General features: G+C 65.2%; 14 protein-coding genes and 1 pseudogene. 7 read left to right on the forward strand and 8 right to left on the reverse strand.

Annotation, left to right across the window (positions count from 1 at the left end):
- Window positions 1-227: 227 nt before the first annotated feature.
- From AC1D3B_RS24325 to AC1D3B_RS24345, 5 genes and pseudogenes are all read left to right on the forward strand, one after another.
- Window positions 228-710, forward strand: a pseudogene (locus tag AC1D3B_RS24325) (creatininase family protein); the annotation flags it as partial.
- Window positions 710-1,066 (forward strand): 2Fe-2S iron-sulfur cluster-binding protein, encoded by a 357-nt coding sequence (locus AC1D3B_RS24330; RefSeq protein ID WP_478193310.1) that lies wholly within the window; start codon window positions 710-712, stop codon window positions 1,064-1,066. The pseudogene AC1D3B_RS24325 and the gene AC1D3B_RS24330, both read left to right, overlap by 1 nt.
- Before the next feature lie 37 nt (window positions 1,067-1,103).
- The gene (locus AC1D3B_RS24335) at window positions 1,104-1,763 is read left to right on the forward strand and encodes a TetR family transcriptional regulator C-terminal domain-containing protein (RefSeq protein ID WP_478193241.1); all 660 of its coding nucleotides are present in this window, start codon (window positions 1,104-1,106) and stop codon (window positions 1,761-1,763) included.
- A gap of 258 nt (window positions 1,764-2,021) precedes the next feature.
- Window positions 2,022-2,573 (forward strand): hypothetical protein, encoded by a 552-nt coding sequence (locus AC1D3B_RS24340; RefSeq protein ID WP_478193242.1) that lies wholly within the window; start codon window positions 2,022-2,024, stop codon window positions 2,571-2,573.
- Window positions 2,570-3,985, forward strand: coding sequence for an XVIPCD domain-containing protein (locus AC1D3B_RS24345; RefSeq protein WP_478193243.1), 1,416 nt, complete (start codon window positions 2,570-2,572; stop codon window positions 3,983-3,985). The genes AC1D3B_RS24340 and AC1D3B_RS24345 overlap by 4 nt, the downstream gene beginning before the upstream one ends.
- 6 nt (window positions 3,986-3,991) lie before the next feature.
- Here AC1D3B_RS24345 and AC1D3B_RS24350 read toward each other — a convergent pair whose 3' ends face one another.
- The 7 genes from AC1D3B_RS24350 to mdeB all read right to left on the reverse strand — a co-directional run bounded on the left by AC1D3B_RS24350 (window position 3,992) and on the right by mdeB (window position 12,348).
- Window positions 3,992-4,450 (reverse strand): RidA family protein, encoded by a 459-nt coding sequence (locus AC1D3B_RS24350; RefSeq protein ID WP_478193244.1) that lies wholly within the window; start codon window positions 4,448-4,450, stop codon window positions 3,992-3,994.
- Window positions 4,447-5,637, reverse strand: a complete 1,191-nt coding sequence (locus AC1D3B_RS24355) for an amidohydrolase family protein (RefSeq protein WP_478193245.1) — start codon at window positions 5,635-5,637, stop codon at window positions 4,447-4,449. The genes AC1D3B_RS24350 and AC1D3B_RS24355 overlap by 4 nt, the downstream gene beginning before the upstream one ends.
- On the reverse strand, window positions 5,634-6,458 hold the full coding sequence (otnI, locus tag AC1D3B_RS24360; protein WP_478193246.1) for a 2-oxo-tetronate isomerase: 825 nt from the start codon (window positions 6,456-6,458) through the stop codon (window positions 5,634-5,636). The genes AC1D3B_RS24355 and otnI overlap by 4 nt, the downstream gene beginning before the upstream one ends.
- A 141-nt stretch (window positions 6,459-6,599) precedes the next feature.
- A complete protein-coding gene (locus AC1D3B_RS24365; protein ID WP_478193247.1) occupies window positions 6,600-7,277 on the reverse strand; it encodes a class II aldolase/adducin family protein in 678 nt (225 codons plus the stop codon).
- 85 nt (window positions 7,278-7,362) lie between these two features.
- On the reverse strand, window positions 7,363-8,631 hold the full coding sequence (gene otnK, locus AC1D3B_RS24370) for a 3-oxo-tetronate kinase (protein WP_478193248.1): 1,269 nt from the start codon (window positions 8,629-8,631) through the stop codon (window positions 7,363-7,365).
- Window positions 8,628-9,530, reverse strand: a complete 903-nt coding sequence (gene ltnD, locus AC1D3B_RS24375; protein ID WP_478193249.1) for an L-threonate dehydrogenase — start codon at window positions 9,528-9,530, stop codon at window positions 8,628-8,630. Before ltnD ends, otnK begins: the two co-directional genes overlap by 4 nt.
- 160 nt (window positions 9,531-9,690) lie before the next feature.
- A complete protein-coding gene (gene mdeB / locus AC1D3B_RS24380) occupies window positions 9,691-12,348 on the reverse strand; it encodes an alpha-ketoglutarate dehydrogenase (RefSeq protein ID WP_478193250.1) in 2,658 nt (885 codons plus the stop codon).
- Window positions 12,349-12,455: 107 nt separating this feature from the next.
- On the opposite strand from mdeB, the gene AC1D3B_RS24385 reads away from it, so the two are divergent.
- Window positions 12,456-12,920, forward strand: a complete 465-nt coding sequence (locus tag AC1D3B_RS24385) for an Lrp/AsnC family transcriptional regulator (protein ID WP_478193251.1) — start codon at window positions 12,456-12,458, stop codon at window positions 12,918-12,920.
- Between the two features lie 112 nt (window positions 12,921-13,032).
- Here the strand turns inward: AC1D3B_RS24385 and AC1D3B_RS24390 are convergent, their stop codons facing one another.
- Window positions 13,033-14,004, reverse strand: coding sequence for a Bug family tripartite tricarboxylate transporter substrate binding protein (locus AC1D3B_RS24390; protein ID WP_478193252.1), 972 nt, complete (start codon window positions 14,002-14,004; stop codon window positions 13,033-13,035).
- A 158-nt stretch (window positions 14,005-14,162) separates the two neighbouring features.
- Between AC1D3B_RS24390 and AC1D3B_RS24395 the strand changes: the two genes are divergently transcribed.
- A complete protein-coding gene (locus tag AC1D3B_RS24395; protein WP_478193253.1) occupies window positions 14,163-15,092 on the forward strand; it encodes a LysR family transcriptional regulator in 930 nt (309 codons plus the stop codon).
- Window positions 15,093-15,115: the final 23 nt, after the last annotated feature.

Consider the following 15,115-nt stretch of genomic DNA (forward strand, 5'->3'; position numbering starts at 1 on the left):
CGCACTGGCGTCAGCCGCGGGCAACGAAGGCGCGAGGCCATGAGAGCCGTGTGGAGTCGAACAACGACAATTGACCATCTGGTCATATCTGAGAAGACCGATTGAAGCGCGTGCGTGACACTTACTCACGGTTTCAGCTCGGAGAGATCTCTTTCGGATAAACGCTGAGCCATCTTTTTTGACCAAGTGGTTAATTTAATCACCCTTCACGACGAACGAAGTGCTTCATGCCATCCGCCCGCCCGCGCAGCCGCTATTGGTCCGACCTGACCAGCGAGGAGTTTTCCCGCCTCGACCGCTCCCGCCTGATTGCCGTGCTGCCGGTGGGCGCTACCGAGCAGCATGGTCCTCACCTGCCGATGTCGACGGACACGGCCACCATCGACGGCATGGTGCGGGCGACCCTCCCGTACCTGCCGGACGACCTGCCCGTGCTCTTCCTGCCGACGGTCGCCTACGGCAAGAGCAACGAGCACTCGCGCTACCCCGGCACGCTCACGGTATCGGCCTCGACGCTGATCGCGCTCTGGAAGGACATTGGAGCCTGCGTCGCCAAGGCCGGCGTGCGCAAGCTGGTGCTCTACAACAGCCACGGCGGCCAGATGTCGATCATGGACATCGTCGCCCGTGACCTGCGCGAGGCGCACGACATGATGGTCGTAGCGGCCAACTGGTACACGCTGGGCCTGCCCGAAGGCCTCTTCAGCGCATGCAGGCCGTGCGCAATGCGGCCGCGCACTGGCCCGAGGACGTGGTCCATGCCGAGTACTTCGCTGCGCCAGCGGATGCGGCTGGCGGCACCGGCAAGCCCTTCGTGCTGCGATTGGCGCAGCGCGGCATCATCGTGCCGGTCGCGGGCGACCAGACCGCCGTCGATGCGCTGCACGCTTTCGGCGTCGACATCCCGGTGTCGTGCGAACAGGGCCTGTGCGGCACCTGCGTGGTGGGGTGTGAAGGCGAAAGCGCCGAACACCGCGATTTCTGCCTCACCCGCAGCGAACGCGCCCACAAGGTGGCGCTGTGTTGTTCGCGCGCCAAAGGCGATGAACTGGTGATCGCGTTGTGATCCGCATCAGCTTCGGCTCTGGCACCATGCATATTCGATGAGCACGACACCGAGCACCCTGGAAGACGGGCCGGACGCACCGGCCACCCGCGGCCGCGCGCGCAAGTACACGCAGGTGCTGGGAGTGATCTACCAGGCGGCGGTCGAAGTGTTCGCAAACGACGGCCTCGCCGGGGCCTCGACGCAGGCCATCGCCGACAAGGCCGGCCTGTCGAAGCCGCAGTTGCACTACTACATCGAGAGCAAGGAAGCGCTGTACCGGCAGGTGCTGCAGGACATCATCAACGACTGGATCGGCGTCTTCGGCTTCAGCGACGAGGCCTTCGGCCCGCGCAAGGTGCTGAGCGACCTGATCCGGCGAAAGATGGTGTTCTCTTTCGAACACCCTCTGCGCTCCAGGATCTTCACCGCCGAAATGATGCGCGGCGCGCCCGTCCTGCGCGAGATGATGGGCACGAGCAAGCAGCGCACCGACCAGGCCGCGGCGGTGATCCAGAACTGGATCAACCAGGGGTTGATGGACGCGGTCGACCCGATGCTCTTCCTGTTCCACCTGTGGGCGGTGACGCAGTTCTATGCGGATCACGCGACGCAGGTAGCGCTCTTCCGGAACGTGGCGGAGAGTGACGACAAGGATCAGCGTTACCTGATCGAGCAAGTCACCGAATTCCTGCTGAAGGGTGCCGGCGTTCGATAGAAGCGTGGGTACGGGAAACCGGAGACAAACGAAGAGAAAAATCTTCGGCCTTCTGAAATCGGTCTGATGTACGCGCGTTTTGGACGCTTCTAGAGTCGATGCAGCCGGTGGTCATCCCGCGACCACCGCGCAAGTTTGCTCGTATCACTGCACTTGAAAACCAAACGCCTTCCTTGGCTTCTATGTCTGTCGATGGGGTTGGCACTCGGCGCCTGCTCGCAGTTGACGCGGACTGTCGTCCCATCGGAGGAAAAGACCATGTCCAGCCCGGAACCCGCAATGGCGCCGCCCCGGGACGCCCCCGATCTACTGCGCAGGTTGCTGGCACTGATCGACACCTTGCATCAACCGCAGGATCTGGAGTTGCAGCGAGTGACGCCATTCTTCCGGTTGCCGATGGACCGTCTTGTTGATGCTTCACCCAAAAGCCGCGCGCTATTTGCCTTCGGGACATTGACCAATGAGTGGTCGTTCATGCTGATATGGGATGTGGTCGACGTCACCCATCTGCCTGGCTATGGGCTGCAGTTTTACCAAACACAAGGGAGCGCGCCTCGTCCGCCCATGACGGGCATCTGCCAACTCGACGCGGCGCAGTTTCATGATGCGCTGCTCAAGATGGGCTACCGGCATGTCGGCAGTACACGCCGAGCAAGTCCGGCCCGGCAATACCAGCGCGGATTGGTCGAGGTGGAGATCGGAGTCGTCGGCGAAAGCAGCGAAAGCCTTGAAAAAATCAGCCATGACTGCATCAAGAGGGTCTCCGTCGACTTCCTTGAAAGGTCCACGGATCCGGAAGCGCGGCAGTGAGCACCTTCAGCCCCCGGCTGGAGCAGGTGATACGTGAGATCGGCGACCCGGTATCGCCGGTCTACCGGAACCTGCGCGCGCTTATCGAGGAATCGCCTGCATTGCTGCAACAGATGAACGACGCCGTGGCAAGAGGCCATCTCAAGCACTTCGCCTGGATGAACGAGAACGAAAATGCAGGGGCCAGTTTCAGTTCTGACACACAAACCGTCAACTTGAAGCAGAGTGATGTCCTGGATCCCAGGAAGCGCCATGCGCTCACGTTCATCATCGGCCATGAGGTTCAGCACGGCGCCAACCTCGAGCGGACAAGACGGGGGCTTGAAAGGTTCGATCAGGATGCTCGGCGCGTGCTTGAAAGTGGTGAGCCGGTTCATGACTACAGTCAGTCCTTGGCTCGGATGCTTTCAATCAACCGCAGCGACGAAGCCAGCGCCCATATTGCCGGATGGAATGCACTGGTCAGCCGGTTGAAGCATGGCAATCCGGAAGCCAAACTGTCGGACATGGGCGAACTGTCAGGGAAGGTCGAGTATGTCAACGACTTTGTCGAACTCAAGGGAGAAGCCGGGCACAAGCAGTTCATCGCCAAGGCCGGCTTCACGCTCAACGCCGACCTGTCCATCACCCCTGACGCCCGCAACATCGAAGCTGCCGCCACGCATTATTTCGACAAGGTGCCGGCTGACACGCGACTCGGGTATCACGGCAACTCGGACTACACCAACTACTACGCAGCCGGCCTGGTGGGCTCGGTGTGCCAGTATGAAATGCTCAATCCGGCGTTGGCCGGTACCCTGCACCTGGATATGCAGCACCTGAAACTGCATGAGACACTGCTGGAGCAAAACGGCCTTTCGCTGGGCAAGCCAGACGCGCAATGTCCTTACGTCGATACTCACGCTCCGGCGATCGACGCGCACTTCGATCACACCGCCGACGCCCACAGGTACGTGCCGATTCAAGGCCTGCCAAGGCCTATCCAGTTGCACCTTGCCTTGAAGCAGGATGGGCTAGCGGTACAACTCTCCGACCCGACACACCCAGACCACGCGCTCTTCCGGCAGGCGCAATCCGGCGTGCATCGACTCGATGCACAAGTCGGCCGCACGCCCGACCATCGAAGCGATCAACTGGCCGCCGCGCTCGTCGTGGCCGCACGCAGCCATGGGATGAACCGGATCGAACACGTGACCCTGAGCACGGACGCGTCCAAGGTGTTTGCAGTGCAAGGCGCATTGAACTCACCGTTCAAGCAATTCACCAGCGTGCCGACGGTGGAGTCACTCAACACGCCGATCGCACAGAGCAGCGACGCCTGGGAACAGAACTCCGCGCAGACTCGGCATGAGGCCCAGGAACAGTCACTGCAACAACCCGCGCAGCGACAAGAATTCGCTACGAGGCTCTAGAGCCTCTCAATGCTGCGGCAAGTACATCGTCGCCTCCACCTCGACCAGCACCTCGTCTCCCGGCAGGAAGCGCGACACCTCGACAACCGTGCTGACCGGCGGTTCACCCGGATAGAACAACCCCCGCACGCGGTTGTACGGCGCGTAGTCGGACAGGCGGCGGAAGTACTGCACCAGCTTCACCACGTCGTCCATCGTGCCGCCGTGCTCGGCGGCGATCTGGCGGATGCGTTCGAGCACGAACCAGCTCTGCGCCACGATGGGCGCCTCGAAGATGTCGACCGACATCTGCCCGGTTGCATAGCCCAGGCCGCGCAACGCCGTGCGCGCCGTTTCGGGAATGTCCTCGTAGCTCGCCACGGCGCGGCGGGTGGTCGGATCGACCGCCACCACGCCGCTCATGAAGACGAAGTCGCCTACGCGTTTTGCTGCCGCGTAGTTGGCCATCGGTTTGCCCATGCTCATTCAGTGTTCTCCAGGGTGAGGCCTGCGCGGATGACGGTGCGTCGGCGTCCGCGCGGGTCCAGAAGTTCGTATTCGTCGGCGGCTGCCAGCAGCACCAGGTCTGCCGGGCAGCCGGGTGCGATGCGGCCGTCCCAGGCCAGCCCGAGGGCCTTCGCGGGGCTGACGGTGATGGCGTCGAGCCAGTCGGTGGCGGGCGCCAGATGCCCCATCTGGACGCCGAGGCCGAAGGTCTCGACGAGGTCGTAGCTACCGTAGGGATAGAAGGCGTCCTGCACGTTGTCGGTCGCGAGGCTCGCGCGCAGGCCGTGCGCCGCGGCTTCGCGGATCCGCGTGATGCCGCGCTGCACCGGAGTGCGGTTCCAGGCTCCCTGCAGGTAGAGGTTGGTGGTCGGCAGGGCGATGAGGTGGATGCTCGCCTGCGCGCACAGCGCCAAGGTCTCGTTGGCGGTCGCGTCGTCCTGCACGGAGAGCGAACACGCGTGCCCACAGGTCACGCGCCCGTGCAGTCCGCGCGCAATGGCGAGTTCCGCGATGGTGCGCAGCCCGGTCGCTTCGACGTCCAGTCCCTCATCGACATGGAAGTCGATCTCCAATTCATATTCCTGCACCAGATCGAACACGCGCCCCAGCTTGTGCGCGATGCCATCGTTGCGATAAACGAAAGCGCCGAGCACCCCGTCCGCGCGCTTCACTGCCTGGGCAATACGCTCGCCGGCAGTTGGATCGGCGAACGCGTCCAGCGGCGTGAGCGCGACGAACTGCAGTTCGATGCGGTCGCGCCATTCTTCGCGGAGCGCCTCGAACACCGCGAGCGAGACCGGAGGATCGGCCCCGCCCCAGTCCAGATGGGTTCTCAAGGCGCGCGTGCCGCTGGCCCACGCTTCGCGCAATGCTCGCTGCATGCGGACACGGAGGCTGTCGGCGGTCCAGTGGGCACGATGGGCCGCCATGCGCTCGATGGCCGCGAAAAGATTGCCTTCCGCGGCGCCAACGTCCCGCACGGTGTAGTTCTTGTCGATGTGGGCATGCGCGTCCACCGGGCCGCTGAGCAGGATGCCGCGCGCGGGCTGCGCGCTCGGCTCGATGCTGGCGACACGAGGACCAGCCAGCGTGACGTCGAACACCTCGGCCCCAGCCGGTGCAAAGCCCTGGAGGCGCGGCGGAATGCGGACAGCTTCGAGCTTCATGCGCGCGAACTGCGCGGGAGGCTCCGCAGCCAGCCGAGTCCGGCAGAAGTGCCGTTGGCCACGGCGCCGCGCCGCGGCCGGTATTCGCAGCCGACCCACCCTTCCCAGCCGCACTGCGCGGAGACCTCGTCGATCACGTCGAAGAGATAGGGATGGTTCAGCTCGCCGATGTCGGGTTCATGCCGCTCGGGCACGCCCGCAATCTGGAAATGACCGACGCGGCCCGTCGGAAGGTACTTGCGGACCTTCATCGCCACATCGCCTTCGACGATCTGGCAGTGGTAGAGGTCCATCTGCACCTGCAGGTTCAGCGCGCCCACGGCCTCGACGATCTCGTGCGCATGGTCCTGCCGGTTCAGGAAGAAGCCCGGAATGTCGCGCGTGTTGATGGGCTCGATCAGCAGGTCGAGCCCCGCCTTGGCCGCCTCGACCGCCGCCCAGCGAAGGTTGTCGACGTAGGTCGGCTGCACCGCGTCGCGCTCCGTGCCGCCCGGCACCAGACCCGCCATGACGTGAACGCGCGGGCAAGCCAGCGCGGCCGCGTAGTCGAGCGCCTTCAGGATGCCCTCGCGAAACTCGGCCTCGCGCCCCGGCAGACAGGCAAGCCCGCGCTCCCCACGCTCCCAGTCGCCGGGCGGCCCATTAAACAAAACCTGCTGCAGCCCATTGGCCGACAGCCGCGCCGCGAGTTCGCGCTGCTCATGGGCATAGGGAAACAGGTATTCAACCGCGCGGAAGCCATCCTTGGCAGCGGCCTCGAAGCGATCGAGAAAGTCCAGCTCCGGATAGAGCATCGAAAGATTGGCAGCAAACCGTGGCATCAAGAGCTCCAAAAATTCAGAAAAGACCCACACACCCCATCCCAGAAACCCCGCGGAACCGGCTCCGCCGGTCCGCCGGGGTTGCCCCCGGAAGGGGGTGCCCGAGCCACACGAAGTGGGCGAGGCTGGGGGCGAGCATAGTCACCACCGCGCGCCGAAGTTGCGGCGGAGATCGTTGATCTGGTTCGGGCCCAGGGGCTCGGGAGGACGACCGTTCTTCGCCTGGCCGGACAGGAACCAGAGCTTCGCGCTCTCCTCCAGCTCTTCCAGCACGGCCATCGCGGCCGCGGGCGTGTCGTGCCAGACGTTGGGGCCGAGGCGATCGAGCATCACCGCGCGGATCGGCGTGCCTTGCGAGCCGTAGCGCTCGATGGTGTGCGCCACCAGCGCGGCGGCCTCCGGCGCGCCGGGGCGGTGATAGGGGATCACCGGCACATGGCCGACCTTCATCACGAAATAGGGCGTCAACGCCGGAAGCAATTCCGGGCCCGGTGCATTCAGCGTGAGCGCTACGCAATGGGTGCTGTGCGTGTGGATCACGCAGCGCGTGCCCTTGTCGAACTGTGTGGCGGCCCCGTAGATGCGCGCATGCAGGGCGATGGTCTTGCTCGCGAGATCGCCGTGCGTCTGGTGCAGGTTCGCGTCCAGCCGAGCGAGCTTCGCAGGATCGAGAAAGCCGAGGCAGGCGTCGGTCGGCGTGATCAGGAAACCGCTGTCGAGCCGCACGCTGATATTGCCGGCGGTGGCGTGCACGTAGCCGCGCTGGAAGAGGCTGCGGCCAATGCGGCAGATTTCTTCTCGCGCTTGGTTTTCGTTCATCAGTGCACGCCCGGCCGCCCGAAGGACACTGAGCGCCCCCTCGGGGGGCAGCGATACACGAAGTGATGAGCGTGGGGGCAGTACTTCATTCAAGCACTGTAAATGCTTTGCCGAAGAAGTCGTCGGTGCCGAAGTTGCCCGACTTGAGTGTGATGTGAACACCGGCCCCGCCAGCGGCATCGCTGGCCGCATGGCACCACGGCACGCCGGGGTCGATCTGCGCGCCGATCTGCAGCTGCGCGATGCCGAGCGCCTGCACGACCGCGCCCGAGGTTTCGCCGCCCGCCACGACCAGTTGCCGCACGCCGCGCTCGACCAGGCCGCGCGCGATGGCGGCGATGGCTTCCTCGACCATCGCGCCCGCTTCCACCGAACCGAGGCGGCCCTGCACCGACTTGACGACGCCTGGGTCCGCGGTCGAATAGATCAATACCGGCCCTTGTTCGAGCAAGGGCGCTGCCCACGCCAGCGCATGCCCGACCGCATCGATGCCGGAAGCGAGTTGCAAGGGATCGATCGCCAGCGCCGGACGGCCGGATGCGATGAAGTCCGCGACCTGCCGATTGGTGGCAAGCGAGCAACTGCCCGAGACCACCGCCTGCAAACCGCTTGCCGGAGGCAGCACACTGGCGGCGGACGAAGGCGCAATGCCGAAGTTCGCCGGCAGCCCGATCGCCACGCCCGACCCGGCCGTGACCAGCGACATGTCCGCGAGCGCCGGACCGAGGCGCATCAGGTCGTCGTTGGAGACCGCATCGACGATGGCAACGCCCACACCTTCACGGCGCAGTTGCCCGATGCGCTCGCCGATGGCGACCGCGCCCTTCGCCACCGTCGCATAGTCGATCAACCCCACCTTGCGCCGCGTCTGCGCCTGCATCACCCGCACGAGGTTCGGATCGGTCATCGGCGTCAGCGGATGGTTCTGCATGCCGCTTTCGTTGAGCAGCACGTCGCCCGCGAACAGATAACCCTTGAACACGGTACGCTTGTTGTCCGGAAAGGCGGGCGTAGCGATGGTGAAGTCGCAACCCATCGCATCCATCAGTGCCTCTGTCACGGGACCGATGTTGCCCCGCGCGGTGCTGTCGAAGGTGGAGCAGTACTTGAAGTAGATCTGCCGTGCGCCCTGTGCCTTCAACCAGGCCAGCGCATCGAGCGACTGCGCCACTGCTTCGGCCGGCGCGATGGTCCGCGACTTGAGCGCGACCACCACTGCATCGACGTCGGCGGCCAGCGGCGAAGCCGGCACCCCGATGGTCTGCACCACGCGCATGCCCGCACGCACCAGGTTGTTCGCGAGATCGGTCGCGCCCGTGAAATCGTCGGCGATGCAGCCCAGCAGGAGACTCATGACTTGCCCGGGGAGTTGGAGGCAGGCAGTTCGATGCCCGGGAAGATCTTGATGACCGCACTGTCGTCTTCCTTCGCGAAGCCCGCCGTCGACGCCTGCATGAACATCTGGTGCGCAGTGGATGCGAGCGGGAGCGGAAACTTGCTCGCCCGCGCGGTGTCGAGCACCAGCCCCAGGTCTTTCACGAAGATGTCGACCGCCGACAGCGGTGTGTAGTCGCCCGCCAGCACGTGGGCCATGCGGTTCTCGAACATCCAGCTGTTGCCGGCGCTGTGCGTGATGACTTCATAGAGTGCATCGGGCGCAACGCCTTCGCGCAGTCCCAGTGCCATGGCTTCGGCCGCCGCCGCGATGTGCACGCCGGCGAGGAGCTGGTTGATGATCTTCACCTTGCTGCCCGCGCCGGCCCGGTCGCCCAGGCGATAGACCTTGCCGGCCATGGCGTCGAGCACCGTATCGGCCTTCGCGTAGGCGTCCGGTCGCGCCGAACTCATCATCGTCATCTGGCCGCTCGCCGCCTTGGCCGCACCGCCGGAAATGGGTGCGTCGATGTAGTGGATGCCCAGCGCGTTCAGGCGCCCTTCCAGCGCGATCGACCAGTTGGGGTCGACGGTCGAGCACATCACGAACACGCTGCCGGGCTTCATCGCCGCGGCCGCGCCACCCTCGCCGAAGAGCACGGCCTCGGTCTGCTGCGCGTTGACCACGACGGAGACGACCACGTCGCACGCGGCCGCGACCTGCGCGGGCGTGGCCCAGGCGACACCGCCCTGTTCGGCGAAGCGCACCGCCGCGCCGGGACGCACGTCGCATACGTGCATCTCGAAGCCCTTGCCGCGCAGCGTTCCCGCGATGCCTGCGCCCATGGCGCCCAGGCCGATGAGTCCTGCTTTGTTCATGGATGTTCCCGAGGGGTTCGATGGAGGCCAACACGCAAGAAACGGGCTGGCGTCCGCGCGGGCAGACTGGCTGGCCGCACGGGTCAGGGGGCCATCATAGAAATTCACGCGGCCGCGTCACAACGGGACTAACCCCGCGTGGCCATGCGGCCGGACCGAATCAGCGCCGGGACAGCGCGTGCCGCGCGGCCCGCACGATGCTCTGCGCGTCGACCCCGAAGAACTGGCGCAGCGCGGCGCGTGTGTCACTGCGGCCGAAGCCGTCGGTGCCCAGCGTGAGGTAGCGGCGGCCTTCCGGCAGGAAGGCTCGGACGCTCTCCGGTACGGCGCGCACATAGTCGGTCGCGGCGATCACCGGGCCGCTGCCGCCGGCCAATTGCCTTGCAATGAAGGGCGTGCCCGGTTCGGCATCGCCCGCGAGTGCGCGCTCTTCGCAGGCGCGGCCGTCCCGGGCCAGTTCGCTCCAGCTCGTGACGCTGAAGACCTCGGCCGCGATGCCCTCGTCAGCCAGCACTTGTGCGGCCTTGACGACCTCGGTGAGGATTGCGCCCGATCCCAGCAGCGTGACCTTCGCGCTGGCGGATTCCGGTTGCGCGCCCTTCCAAGCATCGAAGCGGTAGCAGCCGCGCAGCACATCGGCTTCCGCGCCTGCCGGCAGGTCAGGCTGGGCGTAGTTCTCATTCATGAGCGTGACGTAATAGAAGACGTCCTTCTGCTCGACCAGCATCTCGCGGATGCCCGCATCGACGATGACCGCCATCTCGCCGGCAAAGGCCGGGTCGTAGGCCTTGCAGTTCGGAATGGTCGCTGCGATGAGATGGCTCGATCCATCCTGGTGTTGCAGGCCCTCGCCGCCCAGAGTGGTGCGGCCCGAGGTCGCGCCGAGCAGGAAGCCGCGTGGCCGCTGGTCGGCGGCGGCCCAGATCTGGTCGCCCACGCGCTGGAAGCCGAACATCGAGTAGTAGATGTAGAACGGCAGCATCGCCAGGCCGTGCACGCTGTAGCTGGTGGCCGCGGCCGTCCAGCTCGCGATGGCGCCGGCCTCGCTGATGCCTTCCTCCAGGATCTGGCCGTCGGTCGCCTCGCGGTACGAGAGCACCGAGCCGATGTCTTCCGGCGCGTAGCGCTGCCCCACGCTCGAATAGATGCCGACCTGCTTGAACAGGTTGGCCATGCCAAAGGTGCGCGCCTCGTCGGCGACGATGGGCACGACGCGCGGGCCGAGCGTCTTGTCCTTCATGAGATTGCCGAGCACGCGCACGAAGGCCATGGTGGTGCTCATCTCCTTGCCGGCAGCGGCCACCGCGAACTGCGCATAGGCCGCGATGTCGGGCTTGGCCACCACTTCACACGCGGTTTCGCGGCGCGGCATGCTGCCGCCGAGCGCCGCGCGCCGGCCCAGCAGGTAGTGCATCTCGGGGCTGTTGTCGGCGGGCTTGTAGAAAGCGGCCTGGGTCGCCTGCTCGTCCGTGAGCGGCAGGTTGAAGCGGTTGCGGAACTCGATGAGGTCGGTGTCGTCGAGCTTCTTCTGCGAGTGCGTGGTCATCTTGCCCTGCCCCGCGCTGCCCATGCCGTAGCCCTTCTTGGTGTGGGCGAGGATCACCGTCGGCTGCCCCTGGTGGGCTGCGGCCGCGGCGTAGGCGGCGTGGATCTTCACGAGGTCGTGCCCGCCGCGCTTGAGGCGGTCGATCTGCTCGTCGGTCATGCCCTGGGCGAGGCGCACGAGTTCCTCGTCCTGGCCGAAGAAGGTGTCGCGGTTGTAGCGGCCGTCCTTGGCGGCGAAGGTCTGCATCTGGCCGTCGACGGTGTTGGCGAAGGCGCGCACGAGGGCGCCGTTCATGTCGCGCGCGAAGAGGCCGTCCCAGTCGCTGCCCCACACGAGCTTGATGACGTTCCAGCCGGCGCCGGCGAAGAGCTTCTCCAGCTCGTCGATGATGCGGCCGTTGCCGCGCACCGGGCCGTCGAGGCGCTGCAGGTTGCAGTTGACCACCCACACCAGGTTGTCGAGCTTCTCGCGCGCGGCGAGCGTGAGCGCGCTCATGGATTCGGGCTCGTCCATCTCGCCGTCGCCGAACACGCCCCAGACCTTGCGGCCTTCGCAGTCGAGCAGGTTGCGGTGCGTGAGGTAGCGCATGAAGCGCGCGTGGTAGATCGAGCTGATCGGACCGATGCCCATCGAGCCGGTCGGGAACTGCCAGAAGTCCGGCATCAGGTAGGGATGCGGGTAGCTGCTGAGCCCGCGTGCGCCCTTGCCCTCGGTGAAGGCGGGGGCGGTGAGTTCCTGGCGGTAGTGGGTCAGGTCTGCCTCGCTGAGGCGGCCTTCGAGGAAGGCGCGCGCATACACGCCGGGCGCGCTGTGCGGCTGAAAGAACACGAGGTCGCCGCGATGCGCCTCCGTGCGCGCATGAAAGAAATGGTTGAACCCCGTCTCGAACAGGTCGGCCGCACTGGCATAGCTGGCGATGTGGCCGCCGAGTTCGCCATACGCCTGGTTGGCGCGCACGACCATCGCGAGCGCGTTCCAGCGCATCAGGGACGCGAGCCGCTCCTCGATCGCGAGATCGCCGGGGAAGGCAGGCTGGGCTTCGGGGGCGATGGTGTTGACGTACGGCGTCGAGAGCTCGGGCTGCCAGCCGATGCGCTGCGCCCGTGCCATGCGCGCGAGTTCGTCGAGCATCCAGCGCGCCCGCTCGGGGCCATGCGTCTCGGCCAGGGCGACGAAGGCGTCACGCCATTCGGCGGTTTCGACAGGGTCGGCATCGTGGAGGGACATGTCGAGCAATGCGCGCAGCTGATCGGGGGACATGGGGGCGTTCATGAACCGCACTTTAGGCCGCTGGTTTTGGAATGAGATGCTGTTTGGAGACCCTCAAATGCCATATCGGCCACATAGAATGCCGCGATTTGGCCCTTTTGCAGCATTTCATGCAACTCGACGCAATCGATCTCCGCATTCTGGACGAACTGCAACGCGACGGCGCGCTCTCGAATGTCGAACTCGCGCGCCGGGTCCACCTGTCGCCCTCGCCGTGCCTGGCGCGCGTGAAGGCGCTCGAAAATACGGGCGTGATCCAGCGCTACGTCGCCCTGGCCAGTGCGAGCGCGCTGGGGCTTGGGCTCAACGTGTTCATCTCGATCAGTCTCAAGACGCAGAGCAAGCAATCGCTGGCCGACTTCGAGCAGCGGATTGCGGAGCACGATGAGGTGATGGAGTGCTATCTGATGACGGGCGACAGCGACTACCTGATCCGGGTTGCGGTGGCCGATATTGCGGCGCTGGAGAAGTTCATTCTCGAACAGCTCACGCCGATTGCGGGGATCGAGAAGATCCGGTCCAGCTTTGCGCTCAAGCAGGTGCGGTACAAGACGGCGCTTCCGCTGCCGCGATAGATCGCCTTGCAACCGCCTGTGAAGGTCCTTCGATGGCCTTCGGTCGATGCGCTCGCTGCCGCCGCCCACCCCGTCGAGCTGAGCATCAGCACGCAAGGGATCGACCTGATCCTCAATCCGCGGTGATCCTGGCGGCCTGGACCACCTTCTTCCACTTGACCTGCTCCTGCGCAACATAGGTGCGCATCTGGTCGGTCGTCATGGTCGAGACTTCGGCACCGTGGTCCTCGAGACGCTTGATCACGCTCTTGTCTGCCAGCACCTCATTGAGCACCTTGTTGAGCTGTTCGATCACCGGCTTGGGTGTTTTCGCCGGCGCGAAGATGCCGTACCACTGCGAAACGTCGACGTCGGCGATCCCCTGTTCCTGGAGCGTGGGTACGTCCGGCATGAGCGCCGAGCGCTTGGGGCCTGCAACGCCGACTGCCTTCAGCTTGCCGGCCTTGACATACGGCATGGCCGTGAAGAGGCTGGGAAACATCACTTGCGTCTGGCCACCAATGGTGTCCGTGATGGCCGGCGCGGAGCCCTTGTAGGGAACGTGCAGCATGTGGGTCCCTGTCGAAAGTTTGAACATCTCGGCGGCGAAGTGCGGCGCCGTGCCATTGCCGGCCGAGGCGTAGCTGGTCTTGTCCGGAGCGGCCTTGAGCATCGCCACGACTTCCTTGGCGTTGCCGGCTTTGACGGCGGGATTAAGCACCATCACCGTGGCCGACGATCCGATCATTCCGACGGGCTCGAAGTCCTTGACCGGGTCGTAGCGAAGCTTTTGCAGTGCCGGGTTCATCGCATGCGTTGCGACGTAACCCAGCATGAGCGTGTAGCCGTCGGGCGCGGCGCGCATCACATATTCGCTAGCGATCGCGCCATTGGCGCCCGCCTTGTTGTCGACGATGACGGGTTGCTTGAGGATGGCCGACATGGCCTGACCGATGACGCGCGCCATGGCATCGTTGGCACCGCCCGCCGCCGTCGGGACCACGAGGGTGATCGACTTTTCAGGAAAGGCGGCTGCTGCGCCGCCGCAAGCCAAGGACGCTGCCAGCGCCACAGTGCCCACAAGGCGAATCTTCTGGATCTTCAATTTGTCTACTCCGGTGGAATGTCGAAAGCTGATTTCTGGGAGGCTCTTGCTTGGCCTTGATCGAATGTTCCGCTTTTGAAAGACTTCTGTGAATTGCATGTTCAGGATCGATTGATGCACACTGTGGATCAATGCATTGCCCTCGGGAGCGCGGCGACATGGCCATCAACTTCAATCTCAACGATCTGCAGGCGTTCCGGGCGGTGGCCGAGCTCAACAGCTTCCGCAAGGCAGCCGAGGCGCTGCATGTCTCGCAGCCCGCCTTCAGCCGGCGTATCGAAAAGCTCGAGGAGGCGCTCGGCGTGCGACTGCTCGACCGCACCACGCGGCGCGTGAGCCTGACCTCGGTAGGACGCGACTTCGATCGCAAGGTGCAGCAACTCCTGGACGACCTCGACCACACGCTGTTGGGCATCCGCGGCGTGGCGGCCACGCGCATGGGTGAGGTGACGATCGCCTGCGTGCCTTCGACCGTCTACTACTTCCTGTCGCAAGTGATCTCGCGCTACCACGAGCGCTACCCGAAGATCCGGGTCAAGGTCTTCGACGCCAGCGCCAACGAGGTGCTCTCGGCCGTGTCGCGCGGCGAGGCCGATTTCGGGCTCAACTTTGTTGGCGGCAAGGAGCCGGACATCGAATTCAAGCCCTTGCTGGAGGAGCGCTTTGTCGCGGCTTGCAGGCGCGACCATGCACTCGCGAAGAAGCGCCGCGTGAGCTGGACCGAACTGGCCCAGTACGACTACATCTCGGTCAGCAAGGCGTCGGGCAACCGGCTCCTGCTGGATCAGGCGCTTTCGGGCCTGCCTGGCCGTCCGCAGAGCATCTACGAGACCCAGCACGTGACGACGATGCTCGGCCTGGTAGAGGCGGGCCTGGGCGTAGCGGCGGTGCCTTCGATCGCCATGCCGGACGCGGACCATCCGTTGCTTGTGAGCGTTCCGCTTTACGACCCGGTGATCACCCGCAAGATCGGCCTCATCCGGCGCAAAGGCCGGACCTTGTCGCCGGCAGCGCAGCAGCTCTACGCGTTCTTCTCCGGGATGAAGGCAAGGCGCGGCAAGCCAGAAGGCCGCCGCGCGGTGAGTTGAAGATCAGGAGCCGGCCATGCTCA

The organism is Variovorax sp. P5_A3, assembly GCF_056400665.1.